The organism is Nonomuraea sp. NPDC049141, from assembly GCF_040648415.1.
Classification (GTDB): domain Bacteria; phylum Actinomycetota; class Actinomycetes; order Streptosporangiales; family Streptosporangiaceae; genus Nonomuraea.
Genome location: NZ_JBEZDR010000026.1, coordinates 110,449 through 127,284, shown reverse-complemented (window position 1 = coordinate 127,284; position 16,836 = coordinate 110,449). Strand labels below are relative to the sequence as shown.

Below are 16,836 nucleotides of genomic sequence, written 5' to 3'. Positions count from 1 at the left end.
ACGGCCGAGCGCTACACGTCTAGGAAACGGACATCTCGCGCGTTGCGGATGATGAAGGCCCTGCGCGCCTCGACGTCCTCACCCATGAGCACGCTGAACATCTCGTCGGCCTGGGCGGCGTCGTCGAGCGTGGCCTGCAGGAGGATGCGACTGTCAGGGTTCATGGTGGTTTCCCACAGCTGGTTGGCGTTCATCTCGCCGAGACCCTTGAACCGCTGGACGCCGTCGTGGGCGCGGGGGTCGCGCTTGCCGCGGCTGATGCCGTCCTCGATGATCGCGTCGCGCTCGCGGTCGGAGTAGGCGTAGGAAGCGTCGTCGCCCTTGCGGTCCCACTTGATCTTGTACAGGGGCGGCTGCGACAGGTAGACGTGACCGCCCTCGATCAGCGGGCGCATGAACCTGAACAGCAGGGTCAGCAGCAGCGTGGTGATGTGCTGGCCGTCGACGTCGGCGTCGGCCATCAGGATCAGCTTGTTGTAGCGCAGCTTGCTGATGTCGAACTCGTCGTGCACGCCGGTGCCCATGGCCGTGATCAACGACAGGACCTCGGTGTTCTGCAGGACCTTGTCGACCCGGGCCTTCTCGACGTTGAGGATCTTGCCGCGGATCGGCAGGATGGCCTGGAACCGGGAGTCGCGGCCGCCCTTGGCCGAGCCGCCGGCCGAGTTGCCCTCGACGATGAACAGCTCGCACTTGTCCGGGTCGTTCCACTGGCAGTCGGCCAGCTTGCCCGGCAGGCCGCTGCCCGACTCCAGCAGCGACTTGCGCCGCGTCAGGTCGCGCGCCTGGCGAGCCGCGATGCGGGCCCTGGCGGCCTGCAGCGACTTGTTGATGATGTCCTTGGCCTCGCCGGGGTTGCGCTCGAACCAGGCGCGCAGGTGGTCGTTGCAGGCCTTCTGGACGAACGACTTGGCCTCGGTGTTGCCGAGCTTCGTCTTGGTCTGCCCCTCGAACTGCGGGTCGGCCAGCTTGATCGAGACGATCGCGGTCAGGCCCTCGCGGACGTCCTCACCGGAGAGGTTGTCGTCCTTGCCCTCCTTGAGGAACTTCTGCTCGCGCGCGTATCGGTTGACGATCGACGTCAGCGCGGCGCGGAAGCCCTCTTCGTGGGTGCCGCCCTCCGCCGTGTTGATGGTGTTGGCGAAGGTGTAGACGGACTCGCTGTAGGAGTTGTTCCACTGCATGGCGATTTCGACGGAGACGCCCTCGCCATGCTCCTCGAAGTCGATGACCGACGCGTGCGCGGCCTCCTTCTTGGAGTTGAGGTGCGTCACGAAGTCGGACAGACCGCCCTGGTAGCAGTATTCGACCTTCACGGACTCGCCGTTGACGTGGTCGGGACGCTCGTCGCGCAGGACGATCGTGAGGCCCTTGTTGAGGAAGGCCATCTCCTGGAAGCGACGCGAGAGCGTCTCGAAGTTCCAGGTGGTGGTCTCGAAGATGTCCTCGTCGGCCCAGAACGTGATCGTGGTGCCGGTCTCGGTGGTCTCCCCGTCCATCGCCAGGGGCGCGGTCGGCTTGGAGTGCTCGTAGCGCTGCCGCCAGATGTGGCCGTTCTGCTTGACCTCCACCTCCAAGGCGGTGGACAGCGCGTTGACGACGGCCGAGCCGACACCGTGCAGGCCGCCGGAGACGGCGTACGACTTGCTGTCGAACTTGCCGCCGGCGTGCAGGGTCGTCAGTACGACCTCGACGGCGGAACGCTTCTCGACCGGGTGGATACCGGTCGGGATGCCACGGCCGTTGTCGATGACCCGCACGCCGTTGTCGGCGAGCAGTGTGACGTCGATGAGGTCGGCGTGGCCCGCGAGGGCCTCGTCCACCGCGTTGTCGACGATCTCGTAGACCAGGTGGTGCAGACCGCGCTCACCGGTCGAGCCGATATACATACCCGGGCGCTTGCGAACCGCCTCAAGCCCTTCGAGTACGGTGATTGAGCTAGCGTCGTAGGACAAGTGCCAAATCCTCCTGCCGCGGACACGCGGCTGGGGAGGCGACACTTGCCAAGCTAGCTGCCCCTGCCGTGCCCGTCACCGTCGTGAGTGCCCCGTTGCGATGGTCACCCGGGGGAATCGGCGCCGTATACGTGCCGGGGGTGACACGCAAACGGACGTGTCCGGAATCCAGTTTCATTCTACCGGCTCTGAGGGCCCAAGGTGGCATTGAACGCGCCTGTAACGGCCTGTCGCTCGATTTCCCCCGCTTCAAGCATCCCCCCACAGGAATGGGGGTCATCGCGTCTGCGGCTCTCTGATGGGTTTTCTCGCCGATATGGCTCAGCCGTACGTGTCGCCGGGACCCTTGCTGCCGGTCACTCTGAGGCCACCGGACGTGCGCGGTGCGTTCTGCGGGCCTCTGACCTTGACCTTCGTGACCGTCCCGTGCCCGAGCTCCTCGTTGAGCCGGCGTACGAGAGTGCGCGCGAGCAGGCGCACCTGGGTCGCCCACGCGGTGGAGTCGGCGATGATCAGCACCTCTCCGTCCTCGAACGAGTCCGGTTTGGTGTGCGCGGCCAGATCGGGACCGACGATGTCGGGCCACCGGCCGAACACCCCGCCGACGGCCGCCGACCGCTCCCAGCCCCGCTCGGCGAGCAGGTCCATGATCGCGCGTCCGAAAAGCTGTGGATCGCCGGCGTCCCTGCGCGGGCCCGCCTTGCGCCTGGGCTCGCGGCGGGGGAGTTGGCCGCGCTTGGCGGCGTCGGCCTTGGCCTGGGCGAGCTTCTCCCTGGCCATCGCGGCGCCCCTGGTGGTGGGGTTGTCTTCAACGGACACGCGTCACGCTCCCCTCGGCGACGTCGAACCTGGACCCGATCAGCTCGGCGGGCACGTCGTCGGCCACCGCCGCGGTGATGAGCACCTGCTCGGCGGGGGCGACGATCTCGGACAGACGGCGTCTGCGCTGGCTGTCGAGCTCGGCGAAGACGTCGTCGAGTATCAGCACCGGGTCGCCGCCGTCGGCGCGGAGCAGGTCGTAGGCGGCAAGGCGCAGCGCCAGGGCGAACGACCACGACTCCCCGTGGCTGGCGTAGCCGCGCGCGGGCAGCTCGCCGAGGCCGAGGATCAGGTCGTCGCGGTGCGGGCCGACGAGCGTGACACCCCGCTCCAGCTCTGCCGCGCGGACCTCCAATAGCCGCTCGCGGAGCCGTTGTTCAAGGGTTTTCCCCAAGTCTGTGGATAACGTCTGTGTATCGGAAGATCCCGTCTCACCGGGGATTTCGTCCTCAGCCGCGTCGCTGCCTGTGGACAAAGTGCTGCGATAGGCCAGGGTCGCGGGGGCGCTCGTGGGGGCGAGCGCTGCATAGGCTCCGGCGACCAGCGGGCGCAGCGCGTCGATGAGATCGAACCGCGCCTGAAGGAGCTCCGCCCCGTGCCGCGCCAGATGTGCGTCCCAGACCTCCAGAGTGCTCAGGACGTCTCCGGCGCCCGCCGCCGAGAATCCGGTGTCACTCTCGGCCCTTCGGGCGCTCCTGGCCCCTCTGCGGGCCTGCGAGGCCGCACGGAGCAGCGCCCCTCGCTGCTTCAGCACGCGGTCGTAGTCGGCGCGTACGCCGGCGAACCGCGGAGTGCGGCTCACCAGCAGCTCGTCGAGGAAGCGCCGCCGCTCAGAGGGGTCGCCCTTGACCATCGACAGGTCCTCGGGGGCGAACAGCACCGTGCGCAGCAGGCCGATGACGTCACGCGGCCTGGACACGGGGGAGCGGTTGAGCCGCGCGCGGTTGGCCTTCCCCGGATTGATCTCCAGCTCGACCAGCGCCCGGCGGTCGTCCCGCTGGATGGCGCAGCGCACGATCGCCCTGCTCGCGCCCTGCCGTACGAGAGGCGCGTCGGAGGCCACCCGGTGGCTGGAGTGCGTCGCGACGTAGCCGAGGGCTTCGACCAGGTTGGTCTTGCCCTGGCCGTTGGGCCCGACGAACGCCGTGACGCCCGGCTCCAGGCCGAGCTCCACGGATGCGTAGGACCGGAAGTCGGTCAGCGACAGGTGGGCGACGTGCACCCCAAGAAGGTTAGTGCGCCGCGCCCGCCGCTGGGGTCACCGGCTTGCGCCTGTGGAAAACCGGTGGGGGATCACCGGACCTTGGGCGGTGTCACATCGGCGCCGGGGGAGTCGGCGCCCATGCCCACCGAGCCCTCCGCCGAGGCGATCGCGTGGCCGCCGAACTGGTTGCGCAGCGCGGCGACGACCTTCATCGCGGGCGGGTCCTCCTGGCGCGAGGCGAACCTGGCGTACAGCGCGGCGGTGATCACCGGCAGCGGCACGGCGTGGTCCACCGCCGCCTGGACGGTCCACCGGCCCTCGCCGGAGTCCTGTGCGTAACCGCGCAGCTCCTCGAGGTGCTCGTCGCTGTCGAGCGCCCGAACCAGCAGGTCGAGCAGCCAGGAGCGGATCACGGTGCCGGTGCGCCAGCTGCTGAAGCAGCCCTTGACGTCCGTGACGATGTCGGAGGCTTCCAGGAGCTCCCAGCCCTCGGCGAAGGACTGCATCATGCCGTACTCGATGCCGTTGTGGACCATCTTGGCGAAGTGGCCCGCGCCGACCGCGCCCGCGTGGACGAAGCCGTCCTCGCCTTCCGGCTTGAGCGTCTCGAAGATCGGCATCATGTGCTGGACGACGCTCTCGTCGCCGCCGCACATCAGCGCGTAGCCGTTCTGCAGGCCCCAGACGCCACCGCTCACGCCGCAGTCGACGAAGCGGATGCCCTTCTCGGCCAGCTCGGCGGCGTGTTTCTGGTCATCCACATAGTGGGAATTACCGCCGTCGATGACGACGTCACCCTCGGAGAGGAGCTTGCCGAGCTCGTCGACCGTCTGCTGGGTGGGCGCGCCGGCCGGGACCATGACCCAGACCGCGCGCGGCGCCTCCAGCCTGTCGACCAGCTCTTTCAGGCTGCCGACGTCGCTGGCCTCCCGATGGTGGTCGTAGCCGACGACCTCGTGACCCCCGCGGCGCAGCCTTTCGGCCATGTTGCCGCCCATCCTGCCAAGTCCGACCATCCCGATCTGCATGATGTACCAACTCCCCTAGTCAGAGCTCCATAATCCCCGATGGGATTCTCAGCTCGACAGGCGGATCGGCATGATCAGGTAACGGTAGTCCGGGACCCCGCCGTCATCCACAGGCTTGCCGCCGGTGAGGATGGCCGGTTTGGTGGACGTGGTCATCTGCAGCCGGGCGACGTCGGAGTCGATCGCGCCCAGGCCCTCCAGCAGGAACTGGTGGTTGAAGGCGATGTTCATCTCCTCGCCCTCGTAGTCCACGGGCAGCGCCTCGACGGCCTGCGCCTCGTCGCCGCTGCCCGCCTCCAGCACGACCTCGCCGCTCTTGAACGCCAGGCGTACCGGCGTGTTGCGTTCGGCGACCAGCGCCACGCGCTTGACCGCCTCGACGAACGAGGCTGTGGACAAGTCGGCGCGCGCCGAGAACTCCGTCGGCAGCAGCGAACGGTACTTGGGGAACTCCGGGTCGAGCAGCCGCGTGGTGGTCCGCCGTCCGGCGCTGGAGAAGCCGATCATGCCCTCTCCGGTGCCGCCCGCCGCGCTGAGCGCGATCTCCACCTCGGCGCCGGTCGCGCCGAGCGCCTTGGCCGAGTCGGCGAGCGTCTTGCCGGGGATCATCGCGATCGCCGCGAAGTCGGGCTGGTCCGGCTGCCATTTCAGCTCGCGTACGGCCAGGCGGTAGCGGTCGGTCGCGGCGAGGGTGACGGTGTCGCCCTCGATCTCCATCCGTACGCCGGTGAGCATGGGCAGCGTGTCGTCCCGGCCGGCGGCGACGGCGACCTGGCCGACGGCGGAGGCGAAGACGTCGCTGCCCACCCGGCCGGCGGCCGGCGGCATGGCCGGGAGCGACGGGTAGTCCTCCACAGGCATGGTCAACAGGGTGAACCGGGCGCTGCCACAAGTGACGACCGCCTTGGCCCCCTCCACGACGAAGTCCACAGGCTGTGCGGGAAGCGCGCGGGTGATCTCGGCGAGCAGCTTGCCGGAGACCAGGGCGACGCCGGCCTCACCCGTGTGGAGTTCGAGCGTCACCTCGGCGGAGACCTCGTAGTCGAAGCCCGACAGCTTCAGCTGCTGGTCCTCGGTGACCTCCATGCGCATTCCGGCGAGGACGGGCACCGACGGCCGCGCGGGGAGGCTGCGTGCCGTCCATGCCACCGCCTCAGCGAGGACGTCTCGCTCGATTCGGAACATCACGGTCATCAGCCTCCTGATTTCGTCGTTGATTCAAGTGTCGCCTCTCCCGCACCTGAGTTCCGGGAGAACCCCTCTATGGGTCTTGAGTTTCTTAGTAAGAGAGATAGGTGGTCTTCACACTAGGGGGTGTGGATAGTGTGGACAACCAGTGTTTCCCCAGGTCAATGTGCGTGGCGTCATCCACTGAGGATGTGGGTGGAGCCTGGGGGTAACTTCGCCGCCTGGGGATGAACGTTCGTTGCCCACAGCTCGTCCCCAGATCATGGTGCGTTCATCCACCGGTTATCCACGAGGTTTCCACAGGTTGTCCACGGGGTAAACGGCCTCGCTGAGGACCCTCCAGAGACTGTGCACAGGCCGTCCACAAGTCATCAACAGGTTGTCCCCAAGTTGTCCTCAGGATGTCCCCAGATTTATCCCCAGGCTCTGCGCGGGATTTTTCTGGCGAAGATAGGACGTACGGCCGCCGCGTTCCGGCGTTTCCCCTGATCCACAGTGTTATCCACAGGCTGTGCATAACGGTCAGGCTCCGCGCGACGTCTGTTTGATGCGCATTGTTAGCTCGTTGACCTGGTTGTACATCGACCTGCGCTCCGCGATGAGCGAACGGATCTTGCGCTCGGCGTGCATGACGGTCGTGTGATCGCGGCCACCGAACTGCTGCCCGATCTTCGGCAGGGACAGCTCCGTCAGCTCCCGAACGAGGTACATGGCGATCTGCCGGGCGTTGACGAGCGCCCTGCTGCGCGAGCTGCCGCACAGGTCGTCGATGCTGATGCCGAAGTATTCAGCGGTCTTGGCCATGATCGTGGCGATCGTGATCTCACCCGCCCCGTCCGAGGTGATCAGGTCCTTCAGCACCACCTCGGCCAGCTGGAGGTCCACACCCTGCCTGTTGAGGCTGGCGAACGCGGTCACCCTGATCAGGGCGCCCTCCAGCTCGCGGATGTTGGTGGAGATGCGGCTGGCGATGTACTCCAGGACCTCGGGCGGCGCGGCCAGGCCCTCCTGGATGGCCTTCTTCCTGAGGATCGCGATGCGAGTCTCCAGCTCAGGGGGCTGGACGTCGGTGATCAGGCCCCACTCGAACCGGTTGCGCAGCCGGTCCTCCAGCGTGATCAGCTGCTTCGGCGCCCGGTCGCTGGAGATCACGATCTGCTTGTTGGCGTTGTGCAGGGTGTTGAACGTGTGGAAGAACTCCTCCTGCGTCTGCTCCTTGCCCTCCAGGAACTGGATGTCGTCCACGAGCAGGATGTCGATCGCCCGGTAGCGGCCGCGGAAGCCGTCGGCCTTGTGGTCGCGGATGCTGTTGATGAAGTCGTTGGTGAACTCCTCCGAGCTCACGTACCTCACCCGCGCGCCGTCGTACAGGCTCTGGGCGTAATGCCCGATCGCGTGCAGGAGGTGGGTCTTCCCCAGCCCGGAGTCACCGTAAATGAAGAGTGGGTTGTACGCCTTTGCGGGGGATTCGGCCACGGCCACCGCGGCCGCGTGGGCGAATCGGTTGCTGGCCCCGATGACGAATGTCTCGAAGGTGTACTTCTGGTTGAGCCGGGCGGGTTCGCTGGGCTTGTTGCTCTTCGCTTCCCAGCGGTTCTGCGTCGGCTCCGGCAGTTTCTCCACAGGGGACTGTGCCTGTTCAAAAGAGAACGTGGGCTGTGGATATTCGGTGGATATCTGGGCCGCGTCCGGCTGTGGAGAATAGAACTGCGGAGGCTCGGAAGCCTGGTAGTGCTGCACCGATGGGGGCTGTGCATAACGTGGCTGGTGGTCCGGGCCCTGGGGATAATTTTGAGCCACAGGCTGTGGATGAAGGTCCGGCATCGGCTGCTCTGGGGCCGTCGTGTCGATCATCACGGCCAGGCGCATGGCCCGGCCGAGCTCCTGGGAGAGCGCGTGGGCCACGAGATCGCGCAGCTTGCCCTCGATGAGGTCCTTCAGGAAGTCGTTGGGGACGCCCAGCACGATCGTGTCGTTGGCCAGGGCGATCGGGCGCACCATGGACAGCCAGGTGCGCTGCTGTATGGGGACGTTCTCGTTGAGGAAGTTGCTCAGGGCCCTCGCCCATACCGTGCCAAGGTCGACACTGTTCATGTGCGGTACCCCTCCTTCCTCTCGCGGCCCCCCGCGATCGATCGTCTACCGCTTGTCCGCTCCGGCCATCGGTCCGCCGCGGTCTGTTGCTGATCGAGCTGCTGGTTGATTCGCGCACGTACGTCTTGGTTGTCGGTGCGCCGTCGCCGGTTGTCCACCGCAGTCGGTTATCCACATGGAGCTCCCGCCCCGCGGGGCCGCCGGCGCCTTCGTCCACAGCCTGGTGCCCGAGCTGGACACCCAGATCATCCACAGGAGATCCACAGGTTGTGCACAGGCCTTGAGCGGCTCTGGAAGGGCCGACACTAGCCCTGTGCACAGCTGTGTTCAAGCGTTGTCCACAGCCTAGTGGTACCTGGACCCACATACTGTGGACGTGGCCGTGGCGGTGGAAAACCCGCATGTGGATAAGTGGATAACTCGTTGGGGCCGGTCGCCAGTTTGACCTGAGGCCTGCTTGCCCCGTAACGTGCCATGGTCGGCTTGTCACGCGACGGCTATTTCGCGTGCCCTCGCTCTCTTGGCAAGCCAGCCATGTGTGTATCAGCGCCCTTGCGGCGCACCTTCAAGCCTGGAGCCCACCCGTGAGCAAGCGTACTTTCCAGCCGAACAACCGTCGCCGCGCGAAGACCCACGGCTTCCGGCTGCGGATGCGCACCCGGGCCGGTCGCGCCATCCTGGCCGCTCGCCGCCGTAAGGGCCGCGAAACGCTGTCGGCCTGATCGACTCGCGTCCGATAGTCCGCCCGCCGGTGAAGTCCGCCGGCGGGCGATAGGCGTATATGGTGCTTTCCCGTCATTCCCGCATGCGACGCGGGGAGGAGTTCGAGGCGGCCGTCAAGCGTGGCAAGCGCGCGGGCCGTCCTACTCTTGTAGTGCATCTCGGCATTTCTGGGGATTCGACGCCTCTGGTTGGTTTCGTGGTGAGCCGAGCCGTCGGCGGCGCCACCGTCAGGAACAAGGTCAAGCGACGGCTCCGACACCTGATGCGGGACCGTCTCGACCGGCTCCCGCGAGGTAGCCTGCTGGTGGTACGCGCCAATCCACCGGCCGCGTCAGCGCGATACGAGCACCTAGCCGCCGAGCTCGATCTCGCGTTGGATCGTTTGCTCAGGCGGCGAGAGTCCGCGATGGATGGACACAGATGACCGAGCAGCCGCAAGGGATGCCGAGCCTCGCCGCTCGGGCGTTGATCATCCCGATCCGGTTCTACCGGGCCTTCATCGGTCCGATGCTCGGTCCGCGCTGTCGTTTCTATCCGTCGTGCAGTGCTTACGGGCTCGAAGCGATAGCCGTACATGGTGCATTGCGCGGCACATGGCTGACTGTCCGGCGCATCGGGCGGTGCCACCCATTCCATCCCGGAGGTATAGACCCGGTGCCCCCACGCCCGGTTCGGTCCCACGAAACGCAAGGGAGATAGCTCGGTGGAGCTGTCCTGGCTGAGCTGGCTCTATGAAGCCGTAGCCCATGTCATCATCTGGATCCATCAGGGATACAGCACATTCCTCAACCCGGACAGCGGGCTGACATGGGCCCTGACCATCATCACGCTGACCGTGTTCATGCGGGTCCTGATCTTCCCGCTCTTCCTGAAGCAGATGCGCTCGTCGCGCAAGATGCAGGAACTCGCCCCCAAGGTGGCGGAGCTCCGCAAGCGCTATAAGAACGACAAACAGCGCATGAACCAGGAAGTCATGGCGGTCTACCAGGGAGCGGGCGCCAATCCGCTCGGTGGCTGTCTGCCGGTGGTCGCGCAGTTCCCCATCTTCATCTCGATGTTCACCGTGCTGCGGGCCATGGCCGACGGCCGCCCGGTCTACGGCATGACGCAGCAGCTCGTCGACAGCGCCCGATCCGCGCACATCTTCGGCGCGCCGCTTCCGGCCAGCTTCTGGATGTCGCAGGCCCAGGTCGAAGGCTTCGGGGCCACCGTCGTCACGACGAAGATCGTGCTGGGTGTGTTCGTGGCGATCAGCTCGCTGACCACGTTCCTCACCGTCCGGCAGAGCGTCACGCGCTCCATGGCCCAGATGCCGGACAACCCCATGGCGCAGCAGCAGAAGATCCTGATGTACATCTCTCCGCTGTTCGCCTTCTTCAGCCTCAACTTCCCGCTGGGCCTGATCATGTACTGGGTCACCACGAACTTGTGGACGCTCGGCCAGCAGCACTGGTTCTACAGTCGGCACCCGATGCCGCAGTTCGACGCCAAGGGCAACCCGGTGCCGATTGAGCCGAAGGCCGGCCTGCTTGCCAAATTCCGCAAGACGACCGCCACTCCGGAAGAGGACGTGCCTCCCGCGCCGCCGGAGCCTAAGATCATTCGGCAGCAGCCCAGTCGCCAGTCCCGCAGCAAGCGCACCGGCAGCAAGAAGTCGTGAACACGAAGGAGAGGCCGGCCATGACCGAGGCCGAGCAGGAGAAGACTCCTGATCTCAACGCGCTCGAGCAGGAAGGCGAGATCGCGGCAGATTACGTCGAAGGCCTCCTGGATATCGCCGACATCGACGGCGACATCGACATGGACGTCGAAGGCGACCGCGCGATGGTCTCGGTCGTCGGCGTCAAGGGCAGCGGCCTTGTCGGGCCCGAGGGCGAGGTTCTGGAGGCGCTCCAGGAGCTGACCCGCCTGGCCGTCCACCGGCAGACGGGGGAGCGGTCCCGGCTGATGCTCGACGTCGCCGGCTACCGGGAGCGGCGGCGCACCGAGCTCACCAAGCTCGGCACCGAGATCGCCAACGAGGTCAAGGAGAAGGGGGAGCCCAAGGCGCTGCACGCCATGACCCCCTTCGAGCGCAAGATCGTCCACGACGCGGTGGCGGCCGCTGGGCTCCGGAGCGAGTCCGAGGGGGAGGAACCGCACCGGTACGTGGTGGTACTTCCGGCCTGACCCGCCTTCTTTCGCGCGTACGCTCGCTGACCGGCCGCCGTCCCCGCACTCGGGGGATGGCGGCCGGTCCGTGTATGGGGGTGCTGTTTTGGAGCGCTCCCATCACGTGCCGTCTTTTGGCGGCTCGGGCACCCCCGTACAAGTTGGAACTTGAGCCGCAGAGTGTGCTGAGTGTGGCGCGCGAACCTCATTCAGGCTGCCCCGCTAGTCTTCCAAAGTGATCGCACGCCTAGCCTTGGGTAGAGACCACCGCCCGGCGCGCCGCCCGCCCACAACCCCCAAGGAAGGGCCACCAACCAGTGACCGATGAGCTGCCGCCTCCGCCCGACGAAGCGCGTGAGCTGCCGTCTCCGCCCGCTGTGGCGCGAGACGTCTTCACGGGCGATGCCTGGGACCGCGCCCAGGCGTTCGCCGAGCTCCTGGCCGGCCCCGGGGTGGTACGCGGGCTGCTGGGCCCGCGCGAGGTCTCACGGATCTGGGACCGCCACCTGCTCAACTGCGCCGTCGTGGCCGAGGCCGTCCCGCAGGAGGTGCGACTGGTCGACATCGGCTCCGGCGCCGGCTTGCCGGGCCTCGTGCTGGCGATCGTCCGGCCGGACATCACGGTGACCCTGCTGGAGCCGCTGCTTCGCCGTACCGTCTTCCTGGAGGAGTGCGTCAACGTGCTCAAACTGGACAACGTCGAGGTGTTGCGCGGCCGGGCGGAAGAACTGGCAGGCAAACGTGAGTTCGACGTCGCCAGCGCCCGCGCGGTCGCGCCACTTGACCGGCTGCTGAAGTGGGCCATGCCACTCCTTCGCGAAGGCGGCGAGCTGATTGCCATGAAGGGGGAGCGCGCCGCGGAAGAACTTGCCGAGGCGGAGCCCCAATTGCGGGTCTGTGGGGCGAGGACGGCCGAGCTTGTAACCGTCGGGCGCGGTAAGGTCGAGCCGCCTGCAACATTGGTTCGGGTGGTAGCGGGTCGTGCGCCGGAGTCCGGTAGGCGGCGACAAAGGAGGTGACGGTCATGCCAATCGCGTCAAGCGGTCTTGGCTGGCCGGACAGCCCTCTGTCCGAGAGTCCCAGCGGGGTTGGCTGGCCCGAAATAGGCGTGTCGCGACAGCCAATTCCTGGCACTGGCCTGCCACTGGTTGAAAGGATGGCCAACGTGACCCAGACCCCCCTAAACCCCGGTGATTCGCCGTTGGTACGAGAGGCGCTCAGCTCAGTGGTTTCACGTGAAACATCTGCCACCCAAACGGCCGCCGCCCAGTCAGGCGAAGCGCCCGGCGGAGGCGACGGTGCCTGGCCCAGGCCGCCCAAGTGCCGGGTGATCGCGGTGGCGAACCAGAAGGGCGGCGTCGGCAAGACCACCACCTCGGTCAACATCGCCGCCGCACTCTCCATGCACGGTCAGCGCGTACTCGTCGTCGACCTCGACCCCCAGGGCAACGCCTCGACGGCGCTGGCCACCGAGCACCGTGGCGATGTTCCGGACGTCTATCAGGTGCTCGTCGACGACCTGCCGATGGCCGACATCGTCAAGGAAGTGCCGGAGATGCCGGGCCTTTACTGCGCACCCGCCACCATCGACCTCGCCGGCGCCGAGATCGAGCTCGTCTCACTCGTCGCCCGGGAAGCCCGCCTCCGGCGAGCGCTGTCGGCCTTCGACGCGATCGAGCTCGACTACATCATCATCGACTGCCCGCCATCGCTCGGCCTCCTGACCGTCAACGCCCTGGTCGCCGCCGAGGAGGTCATGATCCCCATCCAGTGCGAGTACTACGCGCTGGAGGGCCTGGGCCAGCTCCTTAGGAACGTCGACCTCATCAAGGCGCACCTGAACCCCACACTCAGCCTGTCGACGATCGTCCTCACCATGTACGACGGCCGCACCCGGCTTGCGTCCCAGGTCGCCGACGAGGTCCGCGCACACTTCGGAGAAACCGTCCTCAGCACGGTCATCCCACGCAGCGTCCGCCTCTCGGAGGCGCCCAGCTACGGTCAGTCGGTCATGACGTACGACCCCGGCTCCAGCGGCGCCATGGCCTACATGGACGCCGCCCGAGAAATAGCCCACCGCGCCATCGCCTGACCTTCCGTCGTGCCGTGCGGCTGATCTTGTACGGTCGGACGAACCTCGTGCGACCGGGTGCGGCAGCCGAGTCCACAGACCATGTCCACAGCTTGTTTTTGACTGCCGGGGCCTACGGGCTGCTTCGGTGTACGGACCGCTCCCGAATGGCTCTTGCTCCTTCCCTGGACAGCCGTCACAAACTGCCCCCGGCGCGTCTCTCACAGTCATGCTCCGAACCCGCCCCATAGCTTGTACTGAAAACGACCCACAGACTGACTGCTTCATCGCCACAGCCCCCTACGGACTGCCGCACAGACGACCCACGGACCGCCTTCCACGGGGCGCCTTCCACGGGGCGCCTTTCACGGAGCGAGCGGACCTCGCCACGGAACGGCTTCGAGATCGCCTAACCGTCTAGCACAGGACGGCCTACGGTCCGCCTTCCGCGGATGGACCTCGGAGCGCCTCTACCGGCGGCGGCCCCACCGGCGGTCCTACCGATGTGTCGTCCTCGACGTGTCACCATCGGCGGCAGCTCGTTGCACCCTCGAACACCCATGCCCTCATCACACCTCGACCGCCCCCGCCCCCTACGTCACTTGATCTTCTACGTCGCCTGATCCTCGCCTACCCACGGCACTTCCTTCACCCACGACAATTCGGTGCGTCGAAGACACCCGGGTATCCCGGTCGGTCCTGGTTGCGCCCAGGCAGCCGCGTCCACGCTCTGGCCGACCTCCAGGATGCCCGCGGCACGTTCGTGAAGTGCACGCCATCGGCCTCGAGGTACTCGCGACGCCCTGGGGCGCGCACTGCACGCGTTTCGAGCGTGTGGCCAACTAGCGGGAGCGGTGCGGCACTCTCGTGGCACACGCACCCTCGTGGGGCGCCTCACCCGCTCGCGGCAAGGTGCCGACACGCCCAGGGAACGTATGGCGCTTCATGGAGTACAGCACGCGCACACGCGCGGAATCCCCGTCCCGGACCCGACCCGTCCCGGACCCGTCCCGTCCCGGACCCGACCCGCCCCGTCCCGTCCCGGACCCGACCCGCCCGCCCCGGACCGGGACCGACTCATCCTGCCCCGACCCCACATCACTTCAAGGCATGGCCGGGATCCTTTTGAACAGTCGTCTTCGCGGTCACACTTATTGTCGTGGACCTGCAGCGGGCAGGGCATGCCTGGTCGGATGTGTACGCGTGAGCATGTGGCGGTGTAATTCCGGAGGAACCGCGCGTGGCGAGCGGGCACCCCGTTGCGTTGACGACGGTAACCTCTCCTGGAGTGACCGGAATCGGCCCGGTGGATGAGGAGACGCAGTGAGTCAGCAGCGGCGGGGATTGGGCAAGGGGCTCGGGGCACTCATCCCGACCGGTCCCATCGTTGACGGCACGGGGACAACCGCCCCTGCGAATGGAGCGACGGGGGAGACCGGCCCGAGGCCAATCGCCGGAGCCTACTTCAGGGAGATCGCCCTCAGCGCGATCATTCCCAACCCGCGCCAGCCCCGTGACGTCTTCGACGACGACCGCCTCAAGGAATTGTCCGCATCCATCCGCGAAGTCGGCCTGCTCCAACCAATCGTCGTGCGCTCCGTGGGAGGAGGCCAGTACGAACTCATCATGGGAGAGCGCCGCTGGCGCGCCTGCCAACTGGCCGAGCTCGACCCGATCCCCGCGATCGTCCGCAACACCCAGGACGACGAACTCCTCAGAGACGCCCTGATCGAAAACCTCCAGCGCGAGCAACTCAACGCTTTGGAAGAAGCCGCCGCATACCAGCAGCTACTCGACGACTTCCGGGCGACGCACGAACAGCTCGCCCAGAAGGTCGGCCGCTCCCGTTCCCACATCACCAACACCCTGCGCCTGCTCAACCTCCCGCCTGAAGTCCAACTCCGCGTCGCCGCCGGCACCGTCAGCGCCGGCCATGCTCGCGCCCTCCTCAGCCTCGACAGCCCCGAAGAACAGATCCAACTGGCCAAGCGAATCGTCGCCGAACTCCTCTCGGTCAGGGCCGTCGAAGAGATCGTCTCCCTCGGCAGCTCGAAAGCCGCCCCCAAGGCCACCCGCGAACGCCAGCCCAACAAGCCGTCGGCACCCGGCCTCGTTCACCTCGCAGACCGCCTCTCCGACCACTTCGAGACCAAGGTGAAAGTCGACCTCGGCCGTCGGAAGGGACGCATCGTGGTGGAGTTCGCGACAATCGACGACCTGGAGCGCATCATCGGCACCATGGCCCCCGAGGCCGTCCGCGCCATGAAAGACACCGAAGACTGACCCCTGTTTCACGTGAAACCATCGGCCAGCAACTCCGCGCCACCTAGGGCCGTTCGCCAAATAGCCCGTGTTTCACGTGAAACACTCGCAGCATCCCCGCGCTCTCCGCCGACACTGCCGCGTCCCACAAGCACCACCACACCACCGCCACCGCCCACCTCTTTCCGCCGCCGCCCTTCTCTTCACACCACTCCGCGTTTAGGCGTCACGCCGCCTTCTCGGTATCGGACCGAACCACTGTCCGGACCGAACCACCGTCCGGACCGAACCGGCCGCACCGCCTCCTCTTTGTCTCTCCCATCGCCATCGCGCTTCCCGTGCCGCGCTTCCCGTGCCGCGCTTCCCGTGCCGCGCTTCCCGTGCCGCGCTTCCCGTGCCGCGCTTCCCGTGCCGCGCTTCCCGTGCCGCGCTGCCCGTGCCGCGCTGCCGGCCCGGGCTAATCAGGACTGGGCGGAGTACTGCCTTCCGTGCGGCCCACCTTGCCCATGCTTTCCCCCCCTTCCGTCGAGGCTGCATTCCGCACAGGGACCCTGCGTTCTGCGCGGAGCTGGAACTCCTCCGCCGCGTCGCAGCGCACCATCGGTATTGCGCCGCCGGTATTGCGCCTCTGCGCCGCGCCTCTGCGCCGCGCCGTTCGTATTGCACCGTCGGCGTCGCGCGTCTGCCTTACGCCAAGGTCTCGCCCCATCGGCATCGCGCCTCTGCGCCACGCCGCTCGCATTGCATCATTGGCATCGTGTCGCTCCGGCCGCGCCGCTCCTGCCCGTCACCAGTTCCCTGCTGCTTGCGCTGCCTGGCTCCTCATGCTGTGCCTCGCTCCCTCCGCATCTTCTCGATGTGCCTCGCATGCCAGATGTCCGCTCCGTCTCTAGGCCCACCTGTGTATGCGGCGCCTTCCAGCAGTCGTGCCTCATTCGCGCCAGTAGCCAGTCGCCAATGGGCAGCGCTGCGCGACGAACCACAAGGCCAGCCATGAACGGCGAACGGGGGAGGTTGCGAACATGGACGCTTCATCGCATGGAGGAACTACGGGGAGGAGCGAGTGTGCGGGCCGTTGAGCTCGAAGGGATGCGGCACGGAGCGGCAGTGGCTGAGTTCGCCGGGCTCGAGGCGTTACGTTTCCGAACGGGGTCGGCTTGGGCTGGCGAGGCAGGGCGCAGCGGGGCGGAACGGGATACGGCGGTCCGCGACGAGGCGAGACGAGGCGAGGGTACGACGGAACACGACGAGGCCAGCAGACGCGGAGGTGCGGAGGTGGAGGTGGAGGTGCGGGGCTACGGCGCGAGGAGGTGCGGCGGGGTGGGGGTACGGCGGGGTGGG

General features: G+C 67.0%; 14 protein-coding genes. 8 read left to right on the top strand and 6 right to left on the bottom strand.

Going from position 1 to position 16,836, the window contains the following annotated elements:
* Nucleotides 1-11 precede the first annotated feature (11 nt).
* The 6 genes from gyrB to dnaA all read right to left on the bottom strand — a co-directional run bounded on the left by gyrB (nucleotide 12) and on the right by dnaA (nucleotide 8,288).
* A complete protein-coding gene (gene gyrB, locus AB0B91_RS52050) occupies nucleotides 12-1,955 on the bottom strand; it encodes a DNA topoisomerase (ATP-hydrolyzing) subunit B (protein ID WP_358338134.1) in 1,944 nt (647 codons plus the stop codon).
* 321 nt (nucleotides 1,956-2,276) lie between these two features.
* Entirely contained in the window at nucleotides 2,277-2,774 is a 498-nt protein-coding gene (locus tag AB0B91_RS52045; protein WP_358338131.1) for a DciA family protein, read from the bottom strand.
* Nucleotides 2,764-3,996 (bottom strand): DNA replication/repair protein RecF, encoded by a 1,233-nt coding sequence (recF, locus tag AB0B91_RS52040; RefSeq protein ID WP_358338128.1) that lies wholly within the window; start codon nucleotides 3,994-3,996, stop codon nucleotides 2,764-2,766. The genes AB0B91_RS52045 and recF overlap by 11 nt, the downstream gene beginning before the upstream one ends.
* Nucleotides 3,997-4,067: 71 nt before the next feature.
* Nucleotides 4,068-5,006, bottom strand: coding sequence for a phosphogluconate dehydrogenase (NAD(+)-dependent, decarboxylating) (gene gnd, locus AB0B91_RS52035; RefSeq protein WP_358338126.1), 939 nt, complete (start codon nucleotides 5,004-5,006; stop codon nucleotides 4,068-4,070).
* A 48-nt stretch (nucleotides 5,007-5,054) separates the two neighbouring features.
* Nucleotides 5,055-6,194 carry a DNA polymerase III subunit beta gene (gene dnaN / locus AB0B91_RS52030; protein WP_358338353.1) on the bottom strand — a complete coding sequence of 380 codons (1,140 nt, stop codon included), beginning with the start codon at nucleotides 6,192-6,194 and terminating at the stop codon, nucleotides 5,055-5,057.
* Nucleotides 6,195-6,716: 522 nt separating this feature from the next.
* Nucleotides 6,717-8,288, bottom strand: coding sequence for a chromosomal replication initiator protein DnaA (dnaA, locus tag AB0B91_RS52025; RefSeq protein ID WP_358338124.1), 1,572 nt, complete (start codon nucleotides 8,286-8,288; stop codon nucleotides 6,717-6,719).
* Nucleotides 8,289-8,872: 584 nt separating this feature from the next.
* On the opposite strand from dnaA, the gene rpmH reads away from it, so the two are divergent.
* The 8 genes from rpmH to AB0B91_RS51985 all read left to right on the top strand — a co-directional run bounded on the left by rpmH (nucleotide 8,873) and on the right by AB0B91_RS51985 (nucleotide 15,516).
* Complete coding sequence (rpmH, locus tag AB0B91_RS52020) at nucleotides 8,873-9,010, top strand: 50S ribosomal protein L34 (protein WP_093172456.1); 138 nt, start codon at nucleotides 8,873-8,875, stop codon at nucleotides 9,008-9,010.
* Between the two features lie 59 nt (nucleotides 9,011-9,069).
* Nucleotides 9,070-9,435, top strand: a complete 366-nt coding sequence (gene rnpA, locus AB0B91_RS52015) for a ribonuclease P protein component (RefSeq protein ID WP_358338121.1) — start codon at nucleotides 9,070-9,072, stop codon at nucleotides 9,433-9,435.
* Between the two features lie 17 nt (nucleotides 9,436-9,452).
* A complete protein-coding gene (gene yidD, locus AB0B91_RS52010) occupies nucleotides 9,453-9,710 on the top strand; it encodes a membrane protein insertion efficiency factor YidD (protein ID WP_250905286.1) in 258 nt (85 codons plus the stop codon).
* 4 nt (nucleotides 9,711-9,714) lie between these two features.
* Nucleotides 9,715-10,671, top strand: a complete 957-nt coding sequence (gene yidC / locus AB0B91_RS52005; RefSeq protein ID WP_358338119.1) for a membrane protein insertase YidC — start codon at nucleotides 9,715-9,717, stop codon at nucleotides 10,669-10,671.
* A gap of 20 nt (nucleotides 10,672-10,691) precedes the next feature.
* Nucleotides 10,692-11,180: a R3H domain-containing nucleic acid-binding protein gene (locus AB0B91_RS52000; RefSeq protein ID WP_358338350.1), complete on the top strand. Its 489-nt coding sequence runs from the start codon at nucleotides 10,692-10,694 to the stop codon at nucleotides 11,178-11,180.
* Between the two features lie 341 nt (nucleotides 11,181-11,521).
* Nucleotides 11,522-12,181, top strand: coding sequence for a 16S rRNA (guanine(527)-N(7))-methyltransferase RsmG (gene rsmG, locus AB0B91_RS51995; RefSeq protein WP_358338347.1), 660 nt, complete (start codon nucleotides 11,522-11,524; stop codon nucleotides 12,179-12,181).
* Nucleotides 12,182-12,318: 137 nt separating this feature from the next.
* On the top strand, nucleotides 12,319-13,254 hold the full coding sequence (locus tag AB0B91_RS51990) for a ParA family protein (protein ID WP_358338116.1): 936 nt from the start codon (nucleotides 12,319-12,321) through the stop codon (nucleotides 13,252-13,254).
* 1,302 nt (nucleotides 13,255-14,556) lie between these two features.
* Nucleotides 14,557-15,516, top strand: coding sequence for a ParB/RepB/Spo0J family partition protein (locus AB0B91_RS51985; RefSeq protein WP_358338113.1), 960 nt, complete (start codon nucleotides 14,557-14,559; stop codon nucleotides 15,514-15,516).
* The last annotated feature ends 1,320 nt before the right edge of the window (nucleotides 15,517-16,836 follow it).